This window comes from Myxococcales bacterium (genome assembly GCA_016717005.1).
In the GTDB taxonomy this organism is placed as follows: Bacteria; Myxococcota_A; Polyangia; order Haliangiales; family Haliangiaceae; genus UBA2376.
This window is the reverse complement of record JADJUF010000039.1, coordinates 473,211-490,756: the sequence shown is the minus strand read 5'-3', so window position 1 is coordinate 490,756 and position 17,546 is coordinate 473,211. Positions and strand designations below refer to the sequence as shown.

General features: G+C 74.8%; 14 protein-coding genes and 2 pseudogenes. 8 read left to right on the top strand and 8 right to left on the bottom strand.

What is annotated here, in order from left to right; translation table 11 throughout:
• Positions 1 to 8 precede the first annotated feature (8 nt).
• The 4 genes and pseudogenes from IPL61_33095 to IPL61_33080 all read left to right on the top strand — a co-directional run bounded on the left by IPL61_33095 (position 9) and on the right by IPL61_33080 (position 5,201).
• Positions 9 to 1,274, top strand: a pseudogene (locus tag IPL61_33095) (DUF2330 domain-containing protein).
• Positions 1,275 to 1,575: 301 nt separating this feature from the next.
• The gene (locus IPL61_33090) at positions 1,576 to 3,798 is read left to right on the top strand and encodes a hypothetical protein (protein ID MBK9036032.1); all 2,223 of its coding nucleotides are present in this window, start codon (positions 1,576 to 1,578) and stop codon (positions 3,796 to 3,798) included.
• A 27-nt stretch (positions 3,799 to 3,825) separates the two neighbouring features.
• Entirely contained in the window at positions 3,826 to 4,278 is a 453-nt protein-coding gene (locus IPL61_33085) for a hypothetical protein (protein MBK9036031.1), read from the top strand.
• On the top strand, positions 4,275 to 5,201 hold the full coding sequence (locus tag IPL61_33080) for an HTTM domain-containing protein (GenBank protein ID MBK9036030.1): 927 nt from the start codon (positions 4,275 to 4,277) through the stop codon (positions 5,199 to 5,201). Before IPL61_33085 ends, IPL61_33080 begins: the two co-directional genes overlap by 4 nt.
• A 14-nt stretch (positions 5,202 to 5,215) precedes the next feature.
• On the opposite strand, the gene IPL61_33075 is transcribed toward IPL61_33080, so the two are convergent.
• From IPL61_33075 to crtY, 8 genes are read right to left on the bottom strand one after another with little or no spacing between them, the layout of a single operon-like run.
• Positions 5,216 to 6,022, bottom strand: a complete 807-nt coding sequence (locus tag IPL61_33075) for an HAD hydrolase family protein (GenBank protein ID MBK9036029.1) — start codon at positions 6,020 to 6,022, stop codon at positions 5,216 to 5,218.
• A gap of 39 nt (positions 6,023 to 6,061) precedes the next feature.
• Positions 6,062 to 6,733 (bottom strand): class I SAM-dependent methyltransferase, encoded by a 672-nt coding sequence (locus IPL61_33070; protein MBK9036028.1) that lies wholly within the window; start codon positions 6,731 to 6,733, stop codon positions 6,062 to 6,064.
• Positions 6,730 to 7,869: a glycosyltransferase gene (locus IPL61_33065; protein ID MBK9036027.1), complete on the bottom strand. Its 1,140-nt coding sequence runs from the start codon at positions 7,867 to 7,869 to the stop codon at positions 6,730 to 6,732. The genes IPL61_33070 and IPL61_33065 overlap by 4 nt, the downstream gene beginning before the upstream one ends.
• Positions 7,866 to 8,489, bottom strand: a complete 624-nt coding sequence (locus tag IPL61_33060; protein MBK9036026.1) for a hypothetical protein — start codon at positions 8,487 to 8,489, stop codon at positions 7,866 to 7,868. The genes IPL61_33065 and IPL61_33060 overlap by 4 nt, the downstream gene beginning before the upstream one ends.
• A complete protein-coding gene (locus IPL61_33055; GenBank protein MBK9036025.1) occupies positions 8,473 to 9,444 on the bottom strand; it encodes a phytoene/squalene synthase family protein in 972 nt (323 codons plus the stop codon). The genes IPL61_33060 and IPL61_33055 overlap by 17 nt, the downstream gene beginning before the upstream one ends.
• Positions 9,441 to 10,991, bottom strand: a complete 1,551-nt coding sequence (locus tag IPL61_33050) for a phytoene desaturase (GenBank protein ID MBK9036024.1) — start codon at positions 10,989 to 10,991, stop codon at positions 9,441 to 9,443. The genes IPL61_33055 and IPL61_33050 overlap by 4 nt, the downstream gene beginning before the upstream one ends.
• Positions 10,984 to 11,997, bottom strand: a complete 1,014-nt coding sequence (locus tag IPL61_33045; protein ID MBK9036023.1) for a polyprenyl synthetase family protein — start codon at positions 11,995 to 11,997, stop codon at positions 10,984 to 10,986. The genes IPL61_33050 and IPL61_33045 overlap by 8 nt, the downstream gene beginning before the upstream one ends.
• Complete coding sequence (gene crtY, locus IPL61_33040) at positions 11,994 to 13,130, bottom strand: lycopene beta-cyclase CrtY (GenBank protein MBK9036022.1); 1,137 nt, start codon at positions 13,128 to 13,130, stop codon at positions 11,994 to 11,996. Before crtY ends, IPL61_33045 begins: the two co-directional genes overlap by 4 nt.
• A gap of 215 nt (positions 13,131 to 13,345) precedes the next feature.
• On the opposite strand from crtY, the pseudogene IPL61_33035 reads away from it, so the two are divergent.
• From IPL61_33035 to IPL61_33020, 4 genes and pseudogenes are all read left to right on the top strand, one after another.
• Positions 13,346 to 13,972, top strand: a pseudogene (locus tag IPL61_33035) (DUF4157 domain-containing protein).
• A gap of 1,391 nt (positions 13,973 to 15,363) precedes the next feature.
• Complete coding sequence (locus IPL61_33030; GenBank protein MBK9036021.1) at positions 15,364 to 15,714, top strand: type II secretion system protein GspG; 351 nt, start codon at positions 15,364 to 15,366, stop codon at positions 15,712 to 15,714.
• 69 nt (positions 15,715 to 15,783) lie between these two features.
• The gene (locus IPL61_33025; protein ID MBK9036020.1) at positions 15,784 to 16,602 is read left to right on the top strand and encodes a VanW family protein; all 819 of its coding nucleotides are present in this window, start codon (positions 15,784 to 15,786) and stop codon (positions 16,600 to 16,602) included.
• On the top strand, positions 16,599 to 17,540 hold the full coding sequence (locus tag IPL61_33020; protein ID MBK9036019.1) for a class I SAM-dependent methyltransferase: 942 nt from the start codon (positions 16,599 to 16,601) through the stop codon (positions 17,538 to 17,540). Before IPL61_33025 ends, IPL61_33020 begins: the two co-directional genes overlap by 4 nt.
• Positions 17,541 to 17,546: the final 6 nt, after the last annotated feature.

Genomic DNA, 17,546 nt, shown 5'->3' with positions numbered 1-17,546 from the left:
AGCTCCGCATGCGTCGTCTCGTCCTCGCTGTCACCACCCTCGCCCTCGCGGTCTCGGCGCCGCGCGCGGCCCACGCCTTCTGCGGGTTCTACATCAACGGCGCGGGCTCGGAGATGTTCAACGACGCCACGCAGGTGGTGCTGATGCGCAAGGGCACGCGCACCGTCCTGTCGATGCAGAACAACTACCAGGGGCCGCCGTCGGACTTCGCGATGGTGATCCCGGTGCCGACGGTGCTGCAGGAGGCCGACGTCAAGACCCTCCCGAAAGAGGTGTTCTCGCGCGTCGACACGATGGGCTCGCCGCGGCTGGTCGAGTACTGGGAGCAGGACCCGTGCGGCCGCGACTTCGACGACTACGATCGCAAGCGGCCGATGAAGATGGCCTCGCGCGGCGCCGGGTCGGCACCGCCCGCTGCCAGGCCCATCGATCTGGGCGTGACGATCGAGGCCAAGTTCACGGTCGGCGAGTACCAGATCTTGATCCTGTCGGCGAAGGACTCGACCGGGCTCGACACCTGGCTGCGGCAGGAGCACTACCAGATCCCGCCGAGCGCGGAGGCGTTCCTGAAGCCGTACGTGGCGGCGGGGATGAAGTTCTTCGTCGCGAAGGTCGACCCGGCCAAGGTCAAGTTCGTCAACGGGCGCGCGGCGCTGTCGCCGCTGCGGTTCCACTACGACAGCGACGACTTCAGCTTGCCGATCCGGCTGGGGCTGGCGAACTCGAGCGGGACGCAGGATCTGATCGTGAGCATCCTGGCGCCGCGCCAGCGCTACGAGGTGGCGAACTACGGCAACGTGACGATCCCGACCAACCTCGACGTGCGCGACGCGGTCCGGACCTCGTTCGGGTCGTTCTACGCGGCCTTGTTCGACCGGACGGTCGAGAAGAACCCGGGCGCGGTCGTGACCGAGTACGCGTGGGATGCCTCGAGCTGTGATCCGTGCCCGGGGCCGACGCTGGGCGCCAACGACTTCTTCCTGCTCGGCGCCGACGTGCTCGAGGGCCCGGCGGCGACGCCGACCCGGTACGGCGGCTACGACTTCGTGCTGACGCGCCTGCACGCGCGCTACGGCAAGACGATCAGCGAGGACCTCGTGTTCAAGCAGGCGGCGCCGATCGTCGGCGGGCGCGAGCAGCGGGTCAACGGCAAGCTCGAGGAGCGGTCGCAGCCGGCGTCGCAGAACAACTTCCAGGCGCGCTACGCGATCCGGCACTGGTGGACCGGGCCGATCACCTGCAAGAGCCCGGTGCGCGCGCGCTGGGGCGGGCCGCCCAGCGGCGGCCGCAACCAGGCGATCGCCGGCACCGGCACCGCGTTCGTGTCGCGCAAGGCCAACCTGCCGCGGCTGCTCGTGACCTCGGCGCCCGAGATCGGCGTGCGCGCGTACAAGCGCCGCAAGCCCAAGCCCCGGGTCGAGGCGCCGCTGCCCAAGCCCCAGGCGCCCGCGGGCGCGCTCACCCTCGACCACGGCGCCGGCTGCTCGACCGGCGGCGCCAGCGATCTGGGCGCGCTCGGCGCGGTCGGCCTGGCGTTCTTGATCGGCCGCCGCCGGCGGCGGAGCTGAGGTCGTGATGCGTCGAGACGTGCTCGTCGTCGTGATCGCGCTGGCCGGCTGCCACGGCGACGGGGTCCAGATCCCGGTCGACACCACACCCCAGCAGCCGCCGCCCTCGTACGAGACCCGGCTGCCCCAGGCGCCGGGGCCGTACGCGCCGTCGCTCCTGACGATGTCGACGGGCCCCGAGGTGCAGGACGGCAACACCCTGGCCGATGTCGACACCTGTGGCAGCTGCCACGCCGAGGTGACCGCGCAGTGGCAGTCGAGCATCCACTCGTTCGCGTCGTTCGCGAACCCGGTCTACCGCACCAACGTCGAGCTGGTCCGCGCCAACCTGGGCAACGAGGCCAGCCAGCACTGCGGCGGCTGCCACGACATGCCGCTCGAGATCGACGGCGCGATGAAGCAGGCGGTCGCCGCCGACGACCTGCGCGCTCACACCGGCGTGTCGTGTCGGGTCTGCCACGGCGCCAGCGCGCCGACCAAGGACGGCAACGCCAGCTTCGTGCTGAGCGGGGTGCCGCTGCCGACGCCCAACGTCGACGACCCGGCCTCGGTCGCGATCCACCGGCGCGCGGTCGACGTGAAGCCGCTGGGTGACGAGCTGTGCGTGACCTGCCACCGCGGGTTCCTGTCGCCGGATCTGGGCGTGCCCGTCCACCTGACCGGCATCGACGAGCCGACCGGGTGGCGCAGCTCGGCGTGGTCCGGCAACGGCGCCGGGCGCATCGACAAGGTCGACAAGCAGGGCTGCATCTCGTGCCACATGCCCGAGGTCAGCGCCGGCCCGGACGAGTACGCCGGCGACGATCACAAGGTGCGGGCCCACACCTTCGCGGGTGGCCACACCTGGATGGCGTCGATGCGCCACGACGACGCGCAGCTCGCGCGGATCCGGACGATGCTCGAGGGCACCGCCTCGATCGACATCGCTGGCGCGATCGTGCCGGCCACGGCGCCGGCCACCGGCCCGGCCACGATCGGCGGTCGCTGGCACCTGCCCGCTGACGGGGCGCCGGTGGTGCCGGGCCAGCGCCTGACCTTCGACGTCGTCGTGCGCAACCTGCTCACCGGCCACCGGTTCCCGGGCGGCGTGGTCGACATGCAGGACACGTGGATCGAGGTCGAGGTGCTCGACGCGCGCGGTCGTCGCCTGGCCGCCAGCGGCCTGGCCCACGCGCGCTCGGGCGACGACGACGACGCCCACGTGCTGCGCGCGTACCCGGTCGACGAGCACGGCGCGCCCCTCGAGCAGCACGAGCTGTTCGGCTTCCGCGCGATCGTCTCGAACCAGACCATCGCGCCGCGCGACGCGATCGCGGTGCGGTACGCGCTCGAGGTCCCGGCCGCGGTCGCGCAGCCGCTGGCGGTGCGCGCGCGCCTGCGCCACCGGACCCGCAGCCTCCACAACCAGCGCGCGGTGTGCGCCGCGTCGAAGGCCGGCGACGGCGCCGCGTTCCTGCGCCAGGCGCTGGCGCTGCGCGACATGGTGGTCGATCCGTGCAAGCCGCAGCCGATCACCGAGATCGCGCAGACCGAGATCTCGGTCGGCGACGGCGCAGCGGTGCGCGCCGTCGACGCGCGCCCGGCGTGGGAGCGCAGCTACGAGCTCGGCATGGCGCTGACGCACGTCGTGACCGAGCGCCTCGACGAGGCCCGCGGCGTGCTCACCCACGCGCTCACCCAGGTCCCGGCCGGCGACGCCGGGGCCCGGCCGCGCGCGATGATCCTGACCCAGCTCGCCAGCGTCGCCGGCAAGCAGGGGCGCGCCGACGAGGCGCTGGCGCTGGTCGCCCAGGCCCGGGCGCTGATGCCGGCGCCGGGCCCGGCGGCGCTCGACGCCTACGCCGCGGACGCGCTGGTGCGGGTGTGGCGCTGGGCCGAGGCCGAGCCCTACGCCAAGGCGCTGACCGACAAGGCCCCGGCCAACGCCGGCGCGTGGGTGGTGCTGGCGCGGATCCGGGCCAGCCTCGGCGACGATCGCGGCGCGCTGGCGGCGGCGGTGCGCGGGCTCGACCTGGCGCCACGCGACACCGATCTGCTGCGGACCCAGGCCACGGCCCTCGCCGCGCTGATGCCCGGCAGCCCGCTGGCGGCCCGGGCCCTGGCGGCGTTCGATCGGTTCCGCGCGCCCGACGACGCCGCCCAGCTGCGGATGGCGTGCGCGGCCGCGTCGAAGGTGTGCGCGCGGGAGCGTGAACTCGTGCACACGCACGTGCTCACGCCGGTGCGGTAGCCCGCCGCGCCGCGGTACAACCGAGCGGTGAACGCGACCCGCTGGTTCGGCCTGGTGGTCACGGTCGTGGCCGCGGTGGCCGTGGCCTGGCCGCTCGCGCGCCATCCCGTCGCCGGCGACAGCTTCCCGCTGTCGACCTACCCGATGTTCGCGACCCGGCGCAAGGACGCGAGGCTGTACCTCGAGTACGTCGTGGCGACCGGGCCCGACCTGGCGCGGCGGCACGTGCCGCCCGCGCTGGTCGCGAGCCCCGAGGTGATGCAGGCGATCGTCAGCGTGCACGCGGCGGTGGCCCGCGGCGACGCGGCCGGGCTGTGTCGGCGGGTGGCGGCGCGGCTAGCCGTCCGCGGCGACTACCGCGCGTTCGCGCAGGTCGAGGTGATCGCGGGCACCCACCGCGCGATCGACTACTTCGTCCGCGGCGATCGCGGCGTCGAGCGGACGCTCGCGACCTGTCCGATCGCGCGAGGCGCCCGGTGAGGCGCGTCCTCGACGCGTGGTTCGCGCCGGCGCCGGCCGAGCGGCTGGCGGCGATGCGGATCCTGGTCGGCGCGTTCACGCTGGTCTACGTCGCGATCATGTTGCCGGTGTGGCTGGCGGACAGTCAGTTCGTCGCGCACGACTTCCGGCCGCTGGGGGTGGTGCGCGTGCTCGACGGCCCGCTGTCGCACCGCGGCCGGCTGGTGCTGGTGGCGGTGACCGCGGCGCTGGCGGTGCCGTTCACCCTCGGGCTGGCCTACCGCTGGGTGGCGCCGGTGTTCGCGCTCGCGCTCCTGGCCACGCTCACGTACCGCAACTCGTGGGGCATGCCGTTCCACACCGAGAACCTGCTGGCCCTGCACGTGCTGGTGCTGGCGATCGTGCCCGCCGCCGACGCCTGGAGCGTCGATCGCCGCGGCCGGGGCGGGGCCGCGCCCGACGAGCGCTACGGCTGGCCGCTGCGCGCGCTGGCGCTGATCACGGTGATCACGTACCTGCTCGCCGGCGTCGCCAAGCTGCGCCTGGGCGGGTGGGCGTGGACCGACGGCGACGCGCTGCGGGAGCAGATCGCGATCGACAACCTGCGCAAGCACCTGATGGGCGCGCCGATGAGCCCGGTGGCGGCGGCGTTCCTCGAGCACACGGCGCTGATGCGCGGGCTGGCGCTCACGACGATGGTGGTCGAGCTGGGCGCGCCGCTGGCGCTGCTGCACCGCCGGATCGCCGCGGTCTGGGCCGTGGCGGCGTGGGGCTTCCACGTCGGCGTGCTGGTGCTGATGGCGATCGTGTTCCCGTACCCGCTGGTCGGCCTGGCCTACGCGCCGCTGTTCCGGTGCGAGCGGCCGATCGCGTGGCTGATCCGCCGGTGGCGGCGCTGGCGCGGCGGGGCGCCGCCCGCGCCCGCCGGCGTGTCGACGAGCTGATCGCTCGACGCGGGTCAGCCCCAGGCGCGGCGGATGGCCTCGGCGATGCCGCCGCCGGCGCCGGCCGGCCGGGCCAGCACGTCGGTGGCCTTGGCGCGGACCGCGTCGGGCGCGCCGCCCATCGCGAACGAGCGCCCCGCGACCTCGAACATCGGCACGTCGTTGACCCAGTCGCCGATCGCGACCGCCTCGGCCAGCGTGCAGCCCGCGGCGTCGCACAGCGCGGCCAGCGCGGTGCCCTTGGTCGGCCCGGCGGCGCGCGCCAGGAGCGCGTGCTTGCCGGGGTACGCGCTGACGGCGAAGGTCACCGCGTACAGCCAGGCGTGGTGCGGCCGCAGCGCCGCGTGGGCGGCGGTGACCGCGTCGAGGTCGCCGATGGCGACGGTCGCCAGCGGCGCGTCGGGCCAGGCGGCGTCGTCGACGATGCGGACGTTGGGCGACCAGGTGCGGACGTAGCCGACGTACGCGCCGCCGGCGGCGTCGTGGTGGATGCCGTCGGCGTCGAACACGAACCCGGCCAGCTGGTGGGCGGCGACCGCGTCGCGCCAGCGCGCGGCGACGTCGTCGGGGATCGGGTGGTGGGCGTGGGTGGTGCCGGTGCTCAGCTCGATCAGGTGGCTGCCCTCGACGCAGGCGATCAGGCCGTCGATCGCGCAGGCCCGGGCGGCGTCGACCGCGCCCGAGTGCAGCCGGCCGGTGGCGATCGTGACCGTGACGCCGGCGGCCTGGAGCTCGGCGATGGCGGCGACGTCGCGGGCGTCGACGGTGTGGTCGCTGCGCAAGAGCGTGCCGTCGAGATCGAGCGCGAGCAGGCGGTACATCGTCGCCCACTGTAGCAGGGCCGCGCCGGGGCGCGGGCGTCAGGCCGGCGGCGGCGTCGACGCGGCGGTCAGCACGTACAGCTCGTTCTCGGGGAACCACCACCGGGTCGCGCCCAGCGGCTGGTGATCGCGCACGGCCAGCCCGACCTCGGCGAAGCGCGCCGTCCAGCCGGCGCGCGAGCGGAACGACCCGCGCCAGCCCATGAACGTGAAGATCAGCAGCCACAGGTGGAACGCCTTGGTCCGCAGCCGCGCCCGCCAGGTGTCGGCGCGGTCCTCGCCGACCACGATCGTGCCGCCGGGCGCGAGCACGCGCCGGGCCTCGGTCAGCACCGCGCGGTCGTCGGCGGCGTGGTGCAGCACGTACAGGAGCAGGACGACGTCGAACCGCTCGTCGGGCGCGGTCGGCACCCGGCCGTCGACGAGGACCCGGAGCTCGACGTCGGTGGCGTTCTTGTCGACGACGTCGGCGCCGACCACGCGGGCGCCGCGGCGATCGCGCAGCGCCTGCGCCAGGCGGCAGTCCCAGGCGCCGAGGTCGAGCACGCGCGCGCCCGGCGCGACGTGGGGCGCGACCGCGTCGAAGTTCCAGGCCAGGTGCTCGGCCTCGAAGCGGGCCTTGGTCGCGGCCAGGCGCGTCCGCCACGCCCCCGGGCTGTACAGCAGCCGCCACCACGGCGGCGGCGGCGTCGGCGCCAGCGCGGTGGTCACGCGCCGCCTCCGCGCGACGCCGGCAGCGCGACGGTCCGGCCGCGCCAGCGCACCGGCGCGCCGCGGGCGTGGTCGACCGCGGCGACGGTCGAGATCGCGATGAACGCCAGGGTCGGGATCGGGAACGCCAGCGCGGACCACCACGGCAGGTCGGCGACCGCGCGTTGATCGCGCGCGAGCATCGCCGCGGTCGCGAGGTAGGCCACGCCCGCGGCGATGGCCCAGGGCCAGGCCGCCAGCGCGAGCGCCACGACCAGGCCCAGCGGGACGCCCGCCAGCCACGCGATCACCGCGATCATCTCGGCGGCGCCGCCGGCGCCGGCCGCGGCCAGGCCCGCGCGGAAGCTGCGCCGCCACCCGCGCGCGAACGCGCCGGCGCCCTCGGGGTACATGCGCACGCCCAGCGCGCCGGGCGCGTGCACCAGCCCGAACCGGCCGCCGCTGTCGACGACGCGGGCCGCCAGGTGCAGGTCCTCGGCGATCTCGCCGGCGATCGCGGCGTGGCCGCCGGCGCGCTCGTAGGCGCCGCGCTCGAACAGCAGGTACTGGCCGATGCTGTACCGGCGGGCGCCGGCGTCGGCGTCGGCGCCGGCGCGCCCGGCGACCAGCAACATGAGCTGGAACGGCCCCTGGAGCCGCTCCCAGCCGGCCTCGACGCGATGGGTCGGGATGATCGACACCAGCTCGGCGGTGGCGGCCCGGTCGAGCGCGAGCGCGAGCGCGTCGGGCCCGTGCTCGGTGTCGGCGTCGGTGAACAGCAGGTGGTCGCCGGTCGCGACCTGCGCGCCGGCGTGGCAGGCCCACGACTTGCCGAGCCAGCCGGGCGGCAACGGCGGCGGCGTGATCACCCAGGCGCCGGCGGCGCGGGCGAGCTCGCCGGTGCCGTCGGTCGAGTGATCGTCGACGACGATGATCTCGTGGGCCGCCGGCGCCAGGCGCGCCAGCGACGCCAGCAGCCGGGGCAGGTTGTGGGCCTCGTCGCGCGCCGGCACGATGATCGACACCCGCGGCGGTGGCCGCGACGCCGGGCCGCGCTGCGAGCGCAGGCGCGCCACCTGGTGCAAGCGCCAGCGCCACACGCCGACGCCGACCGGCGCCAGCGCGACGATCGCGATCGCCAGGACCAGCGCGATCACATCGCCGCCAGCGTCGCGTGCACGCCGGGGTAGCCCAGCGCCCAGAACCACCACCAGCCGACCATCATGATGCCGTGGCCGAGGAAGATGCCGACGTGCGACCACATCTCGACCGGGTCGGCCTGGGACGACGTGTAGCGCTTCCAGTGGAAGCCCTCGTCGAACACGCTGAACATGAACGACAGCCCGGTCATGACCATCGCCGGGATCACGGCGGCGCGGTGGGCGTAGGCCAGGATCAGGAGGATGCAGCTGCCGACGCCGTTGACGATCGTGATGTGGTGGATGAGCTGCTCGCCGCCCTTGAGCGCCTCCTTGTAGATCGTGCGGTGGCCGATCGTGTCGATCGCGATCGCGACCGAGAAGATCAGCGCGCCGACCGGCACCAGCCAGGCCTCGACCGGGAACCGCACGCCGTGGGCGTGGCCGAACGCGAGGAAGCCCGCGGTCGACGCCACCAGCCCGAGCATCATGCCGATCCACACCAGGTAGACCTGCCAGTCGGTCCGATCGAACTCGCGGATGCGACCGACGTAGATCGCGAGCGGGTTGCGGCGGCGGGCCGAGGGCCGGGCTGCGGTGGCGGCGGGGGATGAGGCGGTGTCAGAGGCGAGGGACATCGGCGAGCTCCAGGACCGATGATGGCACGCGCGGGCGGCGACCGCGCACGCGGTCGACCAGGCGCGTCGGGGTGGCGCCGAGCGCGCCGGTCAGCGCGGCGGCCACGTGGCCGGCCTTGCGGCCGCCGCCGACCACGGCGCGGGTGGTGATCGCGGCCGGGCCCAGGCGTCGCACCTGCGCGCCGATCGCGCGGTAGACCCGCGCCGCGGTCCGGATCGCCGCCGACGCGCGCCCGGGCAGGGCGCGGTAGCCGCTGGCGGCCGAGCGGTAGTAGCGGTCGGCCACGACCAGGAGCGCGCGCTGCGCGGCGTGCAGGTCGGCGTGGACGTCGGCCGGCAGCGGCTGGCCCAGGCGATCGGCCAGGCCGCCGAGCCGGTGTTGCGCGAGCAGCTCGTCGGGCAGGTACAGCCGGCCGCGGCCCCAGTCCTCGCCGACGTCGCGCGCGATGTTGGTCAGCTGCATCGCGACGCCCAGGTGCGCGGCCGGCACCAGCGCGCGGTCGTCGCTGACGCCGAGCACGTGGCACATCATCAGGCCGACGACGCTGGCCACCCGGTAGCAGTAGGTGAACAGCTGCGCGTGGGTCTGGTAGCGGACGTCGTCGACGTCCATGGCCATGCCGTCGAGCAGCGCGGTCGGGTACACGATCGGGATCGCGCGGGCCCGCGCCATCGCCGCCAGCGCACGCCCGGCCAGGGTCAGCGGCGCGCCGTCGTAGATCCGCGCCAGCTCGGCGCGCTCGCCGGCGAGCGCGGCGCCCTGCTGGCCCGGCGCCGCCAGATCGACGGCGTCGTCGGCGGCCCGGCACCACGCGTACAGCGCGGCGGCGTGGTCGCGCGCGGTCGGGCCCAGGAGCGTCGACGCGAGCGCGAACGACCGCGAGTGCTGGGCGATGACCTCGCGGCACGCCACCAGATCGGCGCGCCCGGTCGCGATCAGCGCGGCCTCGGTCACGTCGCCTCCGCCAGCGTGCCCGGCACCGTCATCGGCGTCGTCTCGGGCACGGTCAGGCCCAGGTCGCGCGCGATCAGCGACATCGTCGCCTTGGCGCTGTTGACCACGCCCGGCACGCCCGCGCCCGGGTGGGTGCCGGCGCCGACGATGTACAGGTTCGGGATGTGGTCGCACTTGTTGTGCGGCCGGAAGTACGCGCTCTGGGTCAGCTTCGGCGCGACGCTGAACGCGGCCCCGTGCTTGGCGGCCAGCTCGTCGCGGAACGTGAACGGCGTGATCCACCGCTTCGTGACCACGTGCTTGCGCACGTCGGGCAGGAGCGGCTCGAGCGTGGCGAGCACGCGGTCGGCGTAGTCGGCGCCGAGCGCGTCCCAGTCGAGCGCGGCGTTGCCCAGGTGCGGCACCGGCGACAGCACGTAGAACGCGCCGTGCCCGGCCGGCGCCACCGACGGATCGGTCAGGTGCGGCGCGTGCAGGTACAGGCTCATGTCGTCGGGCAGCTCGGCGCCGTGGAAGATCTCGGCCAGGAGCTCCTTGTAGCGCTTGCCGAACACGACGGTGTGGTGGGCGACGCGGTCGGCGTAGGTCCGATCGGTCCCGAAGTACAGGACGAACAGCGACATCGACCAGTCGCTCCGCGCCAGCTTCTGCTGCATCGGCTTGGCCCGGGGCTCCTCGCCGTAGAGCTTGGTGTAGGTCGCGTCGAGGTCGGCGTTGGAGACGACCAGGTCGAAGCGCTCGGCGGCGCCGGCGCCGGCGACGTGGTGCTTGCCCTCGGCGTCGACGGTGACCCGCTCGACCGGCGCGTTCAGGCGCAGCTCGCCGCCGAGCGACGTGAACAGCTTGACCATCGCCTGCACCAGCGCGCCGGTGCCGCCGCGCGCGAACCACACGCCCCAGGTGCGCTCGAGGTGATGGATCAGCGTGTAGATCGACGAGGTCTCGAACGGGTTGCCGCCGACCAGCAGCGAGTGGAACGACAGCGCCTGGCGGATGTGCTCGTCCTTGATGTACTTCGCGACGGTGGCGTAGACCGAGCGATCGGCCCGCAGCCGGCCGAGCTGGGGCGCGACCTTGACCATGTCCCAGAAGCGCAGGAACGGGGTCGCGGCGAGCTTGGTGTAGCCCTGATCGAAGACCTTGCGCGAGTACGCGGCGAACCGCTCGTAGCCGTCGACGTCGTCGGGCGAGCGCGCGGCGATCTGGCGCTTCATGCTGTCGAGCTCGCCGTCGTAGTCGAGCTCGTGGCCGTCGTCGAGCCAGTGCAGGCGGTAGAACGGGGTCACCGGCAACAGCTCGACGTCGTCGGCCATCGTCCGCCCGGCCTCGGTCCACAGCTCCTCGAGGCAGTGCGGCGCGGTGATCACCGTCGGGCCGGCGTCGAACGTGAAGCCGTCGTCCTTGTAGACGTAGGCGCGGCCGCCGGGCAGGTCGCGGGCCTCGTAGATCGTCGTGGCGACGCCGGCGGTCTGGAGCCGGATGGCGGCGGCGAGGCCGCCGAAGCCGGAGCCGATCACGGCGGCGCGATGGGTGCGTGCGTCAGACATAGCTCTCCTCCATGCGGGCGATCAGCGCGGCGGCGGCGCGGAGCGCCGGGTGGTCGCCGTGGATCTCGTGGGCGCGGGCCAGGCCGGCCTCGACCTCGGCGCGGATCCGCCGCCGGCCGTGCGCGATCACCAGCGCGTGCAGCTCGTCGGCGAGGTCGTCGAGCTCGGTGGTGGCGGGGCCGACCGCGCGGACCCGGTGCTGCAGCCGCGCCAGCGTCAGCGGGTCGACGACCTCGGGCAGCCACGCCCACGGCCAGGTCACGCGGCGGCCGCGCAGATCCTCGTGGCCCTTGGCCCGCCGGGCCCGGCTGAGGCTGCCGAGATCGTCGAGCTGCTGCAGCGCGGTGCCGAGGGACTGGCCCAGCTCGGCGACGGTCGCGGCGTGGGCGACCTCGGCGCCGGCCGCCAGCGCGGCGAGCTCCATCGCCAGCCCGACCAGCGCCGCGGTCTTGCCGCGGGTGATCGCCGCGCACACCGACGCCAGCTTGCTCGCGTCGACCCGATCGACCCGCGCGCGCAGATCGAGGGCCTGGCCCTGGTGGCAGGTCATCAGCACGGCGATCGCGCGGCGGTGCACGTGCAGCTGGGCGGCGGCGTCGAGCGGCAGCTCGCCGAGCCGCTCGAGCGCCCAGAAGTAGAGCCAGTTGGCGGCGTTGATCGCGGTGCCGTCGCCGTGCAGCACGTGGAACGCCGGCGCGCCGCGGCGCTGGAGCGCGCCGTCCTCGATGTCGTCGATGATGAGCGACCCGGTGTGCAGGCCGTCGATGACCAGCGCCACCGCCGGCGGCATCGGCGCGGTCCCGCCGCCGAGCACCCAGCCGAGCTCGCACACCAGCGCCCGCAGCTCCTTGGACGGACGGCGCGCGAACTCGGCCAGCGGCTCGCACAAGGCCGCGTCCCACAGCGCCCTCGGCACGTCGGGGTCGAGCTGGTCGGCGTCCCAGGTGCGGTCGAGCGCGTCGGCCAGCGACGGCGTCAGCGCGGGCCGTGGGGCGATCAGGGTCATCGGGCCTCCGGAGCGACGCCGCCCGCGACCAGCGCCCGCCACGACAGCCCGGGCGGGGGCCGACGCAGGAACACGCGGGTGCGATCGCGCCGCGACAGCGTGAGCGCGTAGAACCGCGCGATCGTGTCCTCGGGCAAGCGGTAGAAGTGCTCGAGCACCCCGCGGCGCTGCGCCGGCGGGAACCAGCGGAACATCATCCACACCAGCCGGCACGCGAAGGCCAGCTGGGCGCCGTGCTGGTCGGCCAGCGCGTCGACCCGCGCGAGCACGTCGCCGGCCGCGAGGCCGTCGGCGATGGCCTCGGCCAGCCGCGCGGCGATCGGCAGCGAGTAGCCGGTGACCGGGTGGAACCAGCCGCCCTGGTAGCCAGCGGTGATCAGGCCTGGGCGGGGCGCGACGACCGCGCACTGCCACGGCAGCGGCAGCACGCCGGTCTCGGTGCGCACGACCGCGCCGCGCCAACCGCGGGCGTCGGCGTAGGCCCGGACCTCGGCGGCGATCGCCTCGACGTCGAGGTACGCGCGCTCGCTGAAGTAGGTGTCCTCGACCAGCAGCCGGTCGGGCGCCAGCGGCAGCACGTACATGAACCGGTAGCCGTCGACCTGGGGCACGCACGCGTCCATCAGGATCGGCCGCGTCAGCCCGTGCGGCGCGGCGAGCGCGAGCTCGAGCCCGACGAACTTCTGGAACCCGCCGACGCCGTCGGCCCGATCGGGCCCGCGGGCGTCGATCACCCACGGCGCCGTCAGCGTGCGGCCGTCCGCCAGGGTCACCTGCCGCGGCCCGACCTCGGTCGCGTGCGCACCTATATATACGGTGGCGCCGGTGGCCCGCACGACGGCGTCGACGCGGTCGCTGGGGATCGCGGCGTAGCCGCCGGCGAGCGTCCGCGCGTGGCTGGGGAACGCGACGTCGTGGCCGTCCCAGCGGTGGGCCACCAGCGGCGCGAGCCACCGCGCCATGCGCGCCGAGACGTCGGTCGTGTGGAAGCACCAGGTGTGGTTGCCACCCAGCGCCGCGCCACGCTCGACGATCGCCAGGCGGGTCGACGGCGCCTGTGCACGCACGGCCAGGGCCAGCAGGGCGGCCTGCAGGCCCCCGCCGACGATGACGATGTCGTGGCGCTCGGTCACGAGGCTTGGAGCCGCACCGGACGAGTTGGTTACGCCAGAACGTTCACTCACGGACCGGGATCCCTCCTGGGCTGGCTATAGGTTTCAGATGGTTAGGGTTGCCGGGAATCCGAATACGGTCGCCGGCCGATCGATCGTGCGGTCCGGGCGAGCGGGACCTCGCGGTCCCACGAGCCGGCGGCGCGGGGCCGACGGCGGATCGGCGGCGTCCCACCATGGGCTGTGTCGCGCGTCCTTGGCGAGGGCACACGAGTTGCTCAACCCGGCCCATGCGGAGCCTGCAGCGTCACGAGGTCGAGTCCGGATCGTCATCGCCTCCGTCGCGCGCCGCCGGACGGCGATCGCTGACCGAAGGCCTGCGCCCGCGCACCGCGGTCGCCGCGCCGGAGCCCGCGGCGGCGCCGGTCCAGCGGCGCACCGTCGTGCGTGACCTCGACGCCGCGTTCGACTTCACGGGGGACATCCAGCGGCGGGCCGCGCCGACCACCGACGCGATCACCGCCATCGCCGCCGACGGGGTCGCCGCCGCGGCCAGCCCGCTGCCGCACGGCGCGGCCATCCAGCGCGCGTTCGGCCGGCACGACATCAGCGGCGTCAGGGCCGAGGTCGGCGGGCCCGCGGCCGACGCGGCCGGCGCGATCGGCGCCAGCGCGTACGCCACCGGCGATCGGGTCGCGTTCGCGGCCGCCCCCGATCTGCACCTCGCCGCCCACGAGGCCGCCCACGTCGTGCAGCAACGCGGCGGCGTGCAGCTGGCCGGCGGCGTCGGCGCGGCCGGCGATCGCTACGAGCAGCACGCCGATCAGGTCGCCGATCTGGTCGTGGCCGGGCGGTCGGCCGAGGCCGCGCTCGATCAGCTCGCCGGCGGCGCCGGCGGCGACCGGGCGGTGCAGCGCCACGACTCGCCGAGCCACGTCCGCGCCGGCGACTCGGTGCCGGGCGCCGACCTGATCGTGCAGGTCGGCAAGGACGAGGTCCGGTTCTCGCCGGGCGAGTGCTCCGCGCTGGTCGACTACATCGGTGACCTCAACAACCTGAACCGGTTCACGCTCGTCCAGCTCCAGACCATGAAGCAGCTGCTCCGCGATCGGTCCGAGGACGTCGAGGACTGGGACGCCGCGACCGGGGGCCTCTACAGCGTCGAGGCCCAGGACAACGAGAAGCACTTCGCGCCGGCGCCCGGCGACGACGGCATGAACTTCCGCGACCAGTTCATCCACTACTACGGTCAGGCGATCGATCGCGCCAAGACCACGCGCCGCAGCCCGACCGAGCTCGGCCGGGCCCAGGCCGACGCGTACACGTCCGAGCACTACTTGCAGGACGCGTTCTCGGCCGGGCACCAGCTGGCCGCCAAGGACATCGAGACCGCGGTCGCGCAGCACATGGGCTGGCTCAACTCCCGGACCTCGGCTGCGTCGATCGGGCACCAGGTGTGGGCCCGGAGCGCCGACGCCATCCAGCACTGGGGCAAGCTCACGATCACCGGCTGGACGCCGCTGACCGAGGACGACTTCGTGCTGCTGGCCGTGGTCGGCGCGCTGCTCAAGGGCGCCGGTGGCGTCACCGACGCGGTGCGCCGGTTCGTCCACGAGGACCTCGACGCCGGCGTCGAGGTGATGTCGAAGGCGCACCCTCAGCCGTGGATCCTGCGCGGCGACCACGGCCTCGGCGAGGACAAGACCGGGCAGCAGGCGATGCAGGCCGCGCTCATCGCCGTCCGCGACCGGCTCAAGGACGTGCAACCGGGCGATGACGGCAAGGCGGTCGCCACCGAGCTGTTCGACTTCCACTGCCCGACCCCGACCTCGACCGGCCGCGCCACGGTCGCGACCGCCATCGACGAGGCCACCGCGAGCCAGGAGGCCATCCTGGCCGCGGTCGTCGATACGATGTGCGCCACGATCGGCGAGGTCATGGCCGTGGTCGACGCGTCGCTGCCGACGGTGAAGAAGCTGACGGACCTGCCGAGCGAGCCGCACCCGTACCCCGACATGCCCGACGTCGGCGCGCGGCCGATCACCGGGCAGCCGGTCGGCGAGCCGGGCGGTGCGCTGCCGCCGACCGCGGCCCCGATCACCGGGCAGCCGGTCGGCGAGCCGGGCGGTGCGCTGCCCTGACCGCGCGGCCCAGCGCGTCGCGCGGCGCCCGGTGCGGAGCAGCGCGCGGCGGATCGCGCGGCTGATGCGGGTCATCCCGAAACCGACGATCGCCGATGCGGTAGAATTTGCCGGTGCTGCGCACTGTCGTGGTCCCGGTCCTGGTCCTGCTCGCGACCTCGAGCTGCGGCAACGGCGGCGCGCCGAGCCCGGCGTCATCGGCCAAGCGCGCGATCGCGCTCACGCAGGCCCAGACGCTCGCGCGCGAGGCCTATCCGCAGTGGGCGGTGCGGAACGTCAGCGCCGACTGCCCGGACCTCGCCGAGCTCGCCGAGTACGTCAACCGCGGGACCGTGGACCCCTGGGGCCGACCCTACGTGATCCGCTGCGGCGCGGCGCGACCCGCCGGCGTCGAGGGCATCGGCGTCTCGTCGGCTGGGCCCGACGGCAAGGACGACACCGACGACGACGTCCGGTCGTGGTGATCGCGCCGTGATCCGTCGGGGCCGGGGAATGACCTTGCGGCGCGCGGCGTTCCAGGCACGATGCGCCCCATGCTGCCGCGCACCGTCCGCGTCGAGCTCGCCCGGCTGCGGCGCCTGCCCGGGTTCGTGATCGAGCATCGGGCCATGGCTCGGCCTGGGCCCGCCGCCGGCGCGATCGTGCTGGCGCGGCACGCGTCGCCGCTCCGGCGCGGCACGACGGTCGTCGACGAGCGGCTGCAGCGCGGCAAGGAGGCCAACGTCGCGCTGGCCGCGGCGCGCATCGACGGCTGCCGGCTCGAGCCCGGCGCGGTGTTCTCGTACCACCACGCCGTCGGCTGGCCGACCCGGCTGCGCGGCTTCCGTTTCGGCCTCGAGCTGCACGCCGGCGAGATGGCCGCCGGCGTCGGCGGCGGCGCGTGCCAGGTCGCGAACCTGCTCTACTACCTGGCGCTGTGCGGGGCGCAGAACGTGGTCGAGCGCCACCGCCACAGCCTCGATCTGTTCCCCGACGACGGGCGCACCGTGCCGTTCGGGTGCGGCGCGACCGTGTTCTACAACTGGGCCGATCTGCGCGTCGCCAATCCGCTCGACCAGGCCGTGTCGATCCACCTGACGATCGCGGACGGCGAGCTGCGCGGCGAGCTGCGCGTGGCCCGCGATCCCGGCCTCGCCGTCCGGATCTACGAGGTCGATCACCGGTTCGTGCGCGACGCCGCCGGCGTGGTCTGGCGCGAGAACCAGCTCCGGCGCTGCATCCGCGACGCCGCCGGTGAGCTGCTGATCGATCAGGAGATCGCGCGCAACCGGGCGCGGGTGGCGTACGCCGTCGACGAGGCGCGCCTGGCGCCGGCGGCCGTGTCGTCCGCGCGCGTGGGAGCCACGCCGTGATCCGCGCCGCGGCCAAGGGCGCGGTGCAGTGGGGCTTCGGCTGGGCGCCGGGCGGGCCCCACGCCTATCGCTGGCTGACCCGCAGCTACCTGGGCACGTACGCCAGCCACGTCGACAAGCTCGCGCGGGTGTGGCCCGGCTACGCGACCTTGTGGCGCGACCGCTGCGGGCTCGCGCTCGACGGCGCGCGCCTGCTGGTGCTCGACGGCGGCGAGACCCCGTTCGTCGCGCTGGCGGCGTACCTGCTCACCGGCCGCGGCGGCGTGATCGCCAACCACGCCCCGATGCTCGACCGCTACCTCGACCGCGCGCGCGCGGGCGCGCTGGCCGCGGCCTGGCCCGACGCGCTGATCCCGGCGGCGCGGCGCCGCCTCGTCGACGGCCTGCGCTGGGAGACCTCGGTCGACGCGGCGCTGGCCGCGGTCGGCGCGACCGTCCACACCGGCGTCACCACCGCGCTGCCAGCGGCGACCGCCTCGGTCGATCTGTGCCACTCCGGCGGCGCGCTCGAGCACTACGCCGCCGACGACCTCGACCCGGTCATCGCCGAGCTGGCGCGGGTGGTGCGGCCGGGCGGCGTGATCTCGCACGTCGTCGATCACCGCGATCACCTGCACCACGCCGATCGGCGGCTGCCGTTCCTGGCCCACCTCGCGCTGCCCGACCCGCTCTACCGCGGCGTCGCCGGCCACGCCCTCGGCTTCCACAACCGGCTGTCGCCGACCGAGGTCCACGCCCGCTTCGTCGCCGCCGGCCTGCGGCCGATCGCGCTGCGCCGGCTCATCTACGACGGCGCCGACCGCCGCTGGGTCGACGATGAGGCCGACGCCCTCGTCGGCGCGCCGGGGCTGGCGCCGCGCTGGCTGGCGCCCCGCTTCCGCGCGCTGTCCGCGGCCGACCTGCGCACCGCTGCGGCGCACTACCTGTTCCGGCGCTGAGGCTGT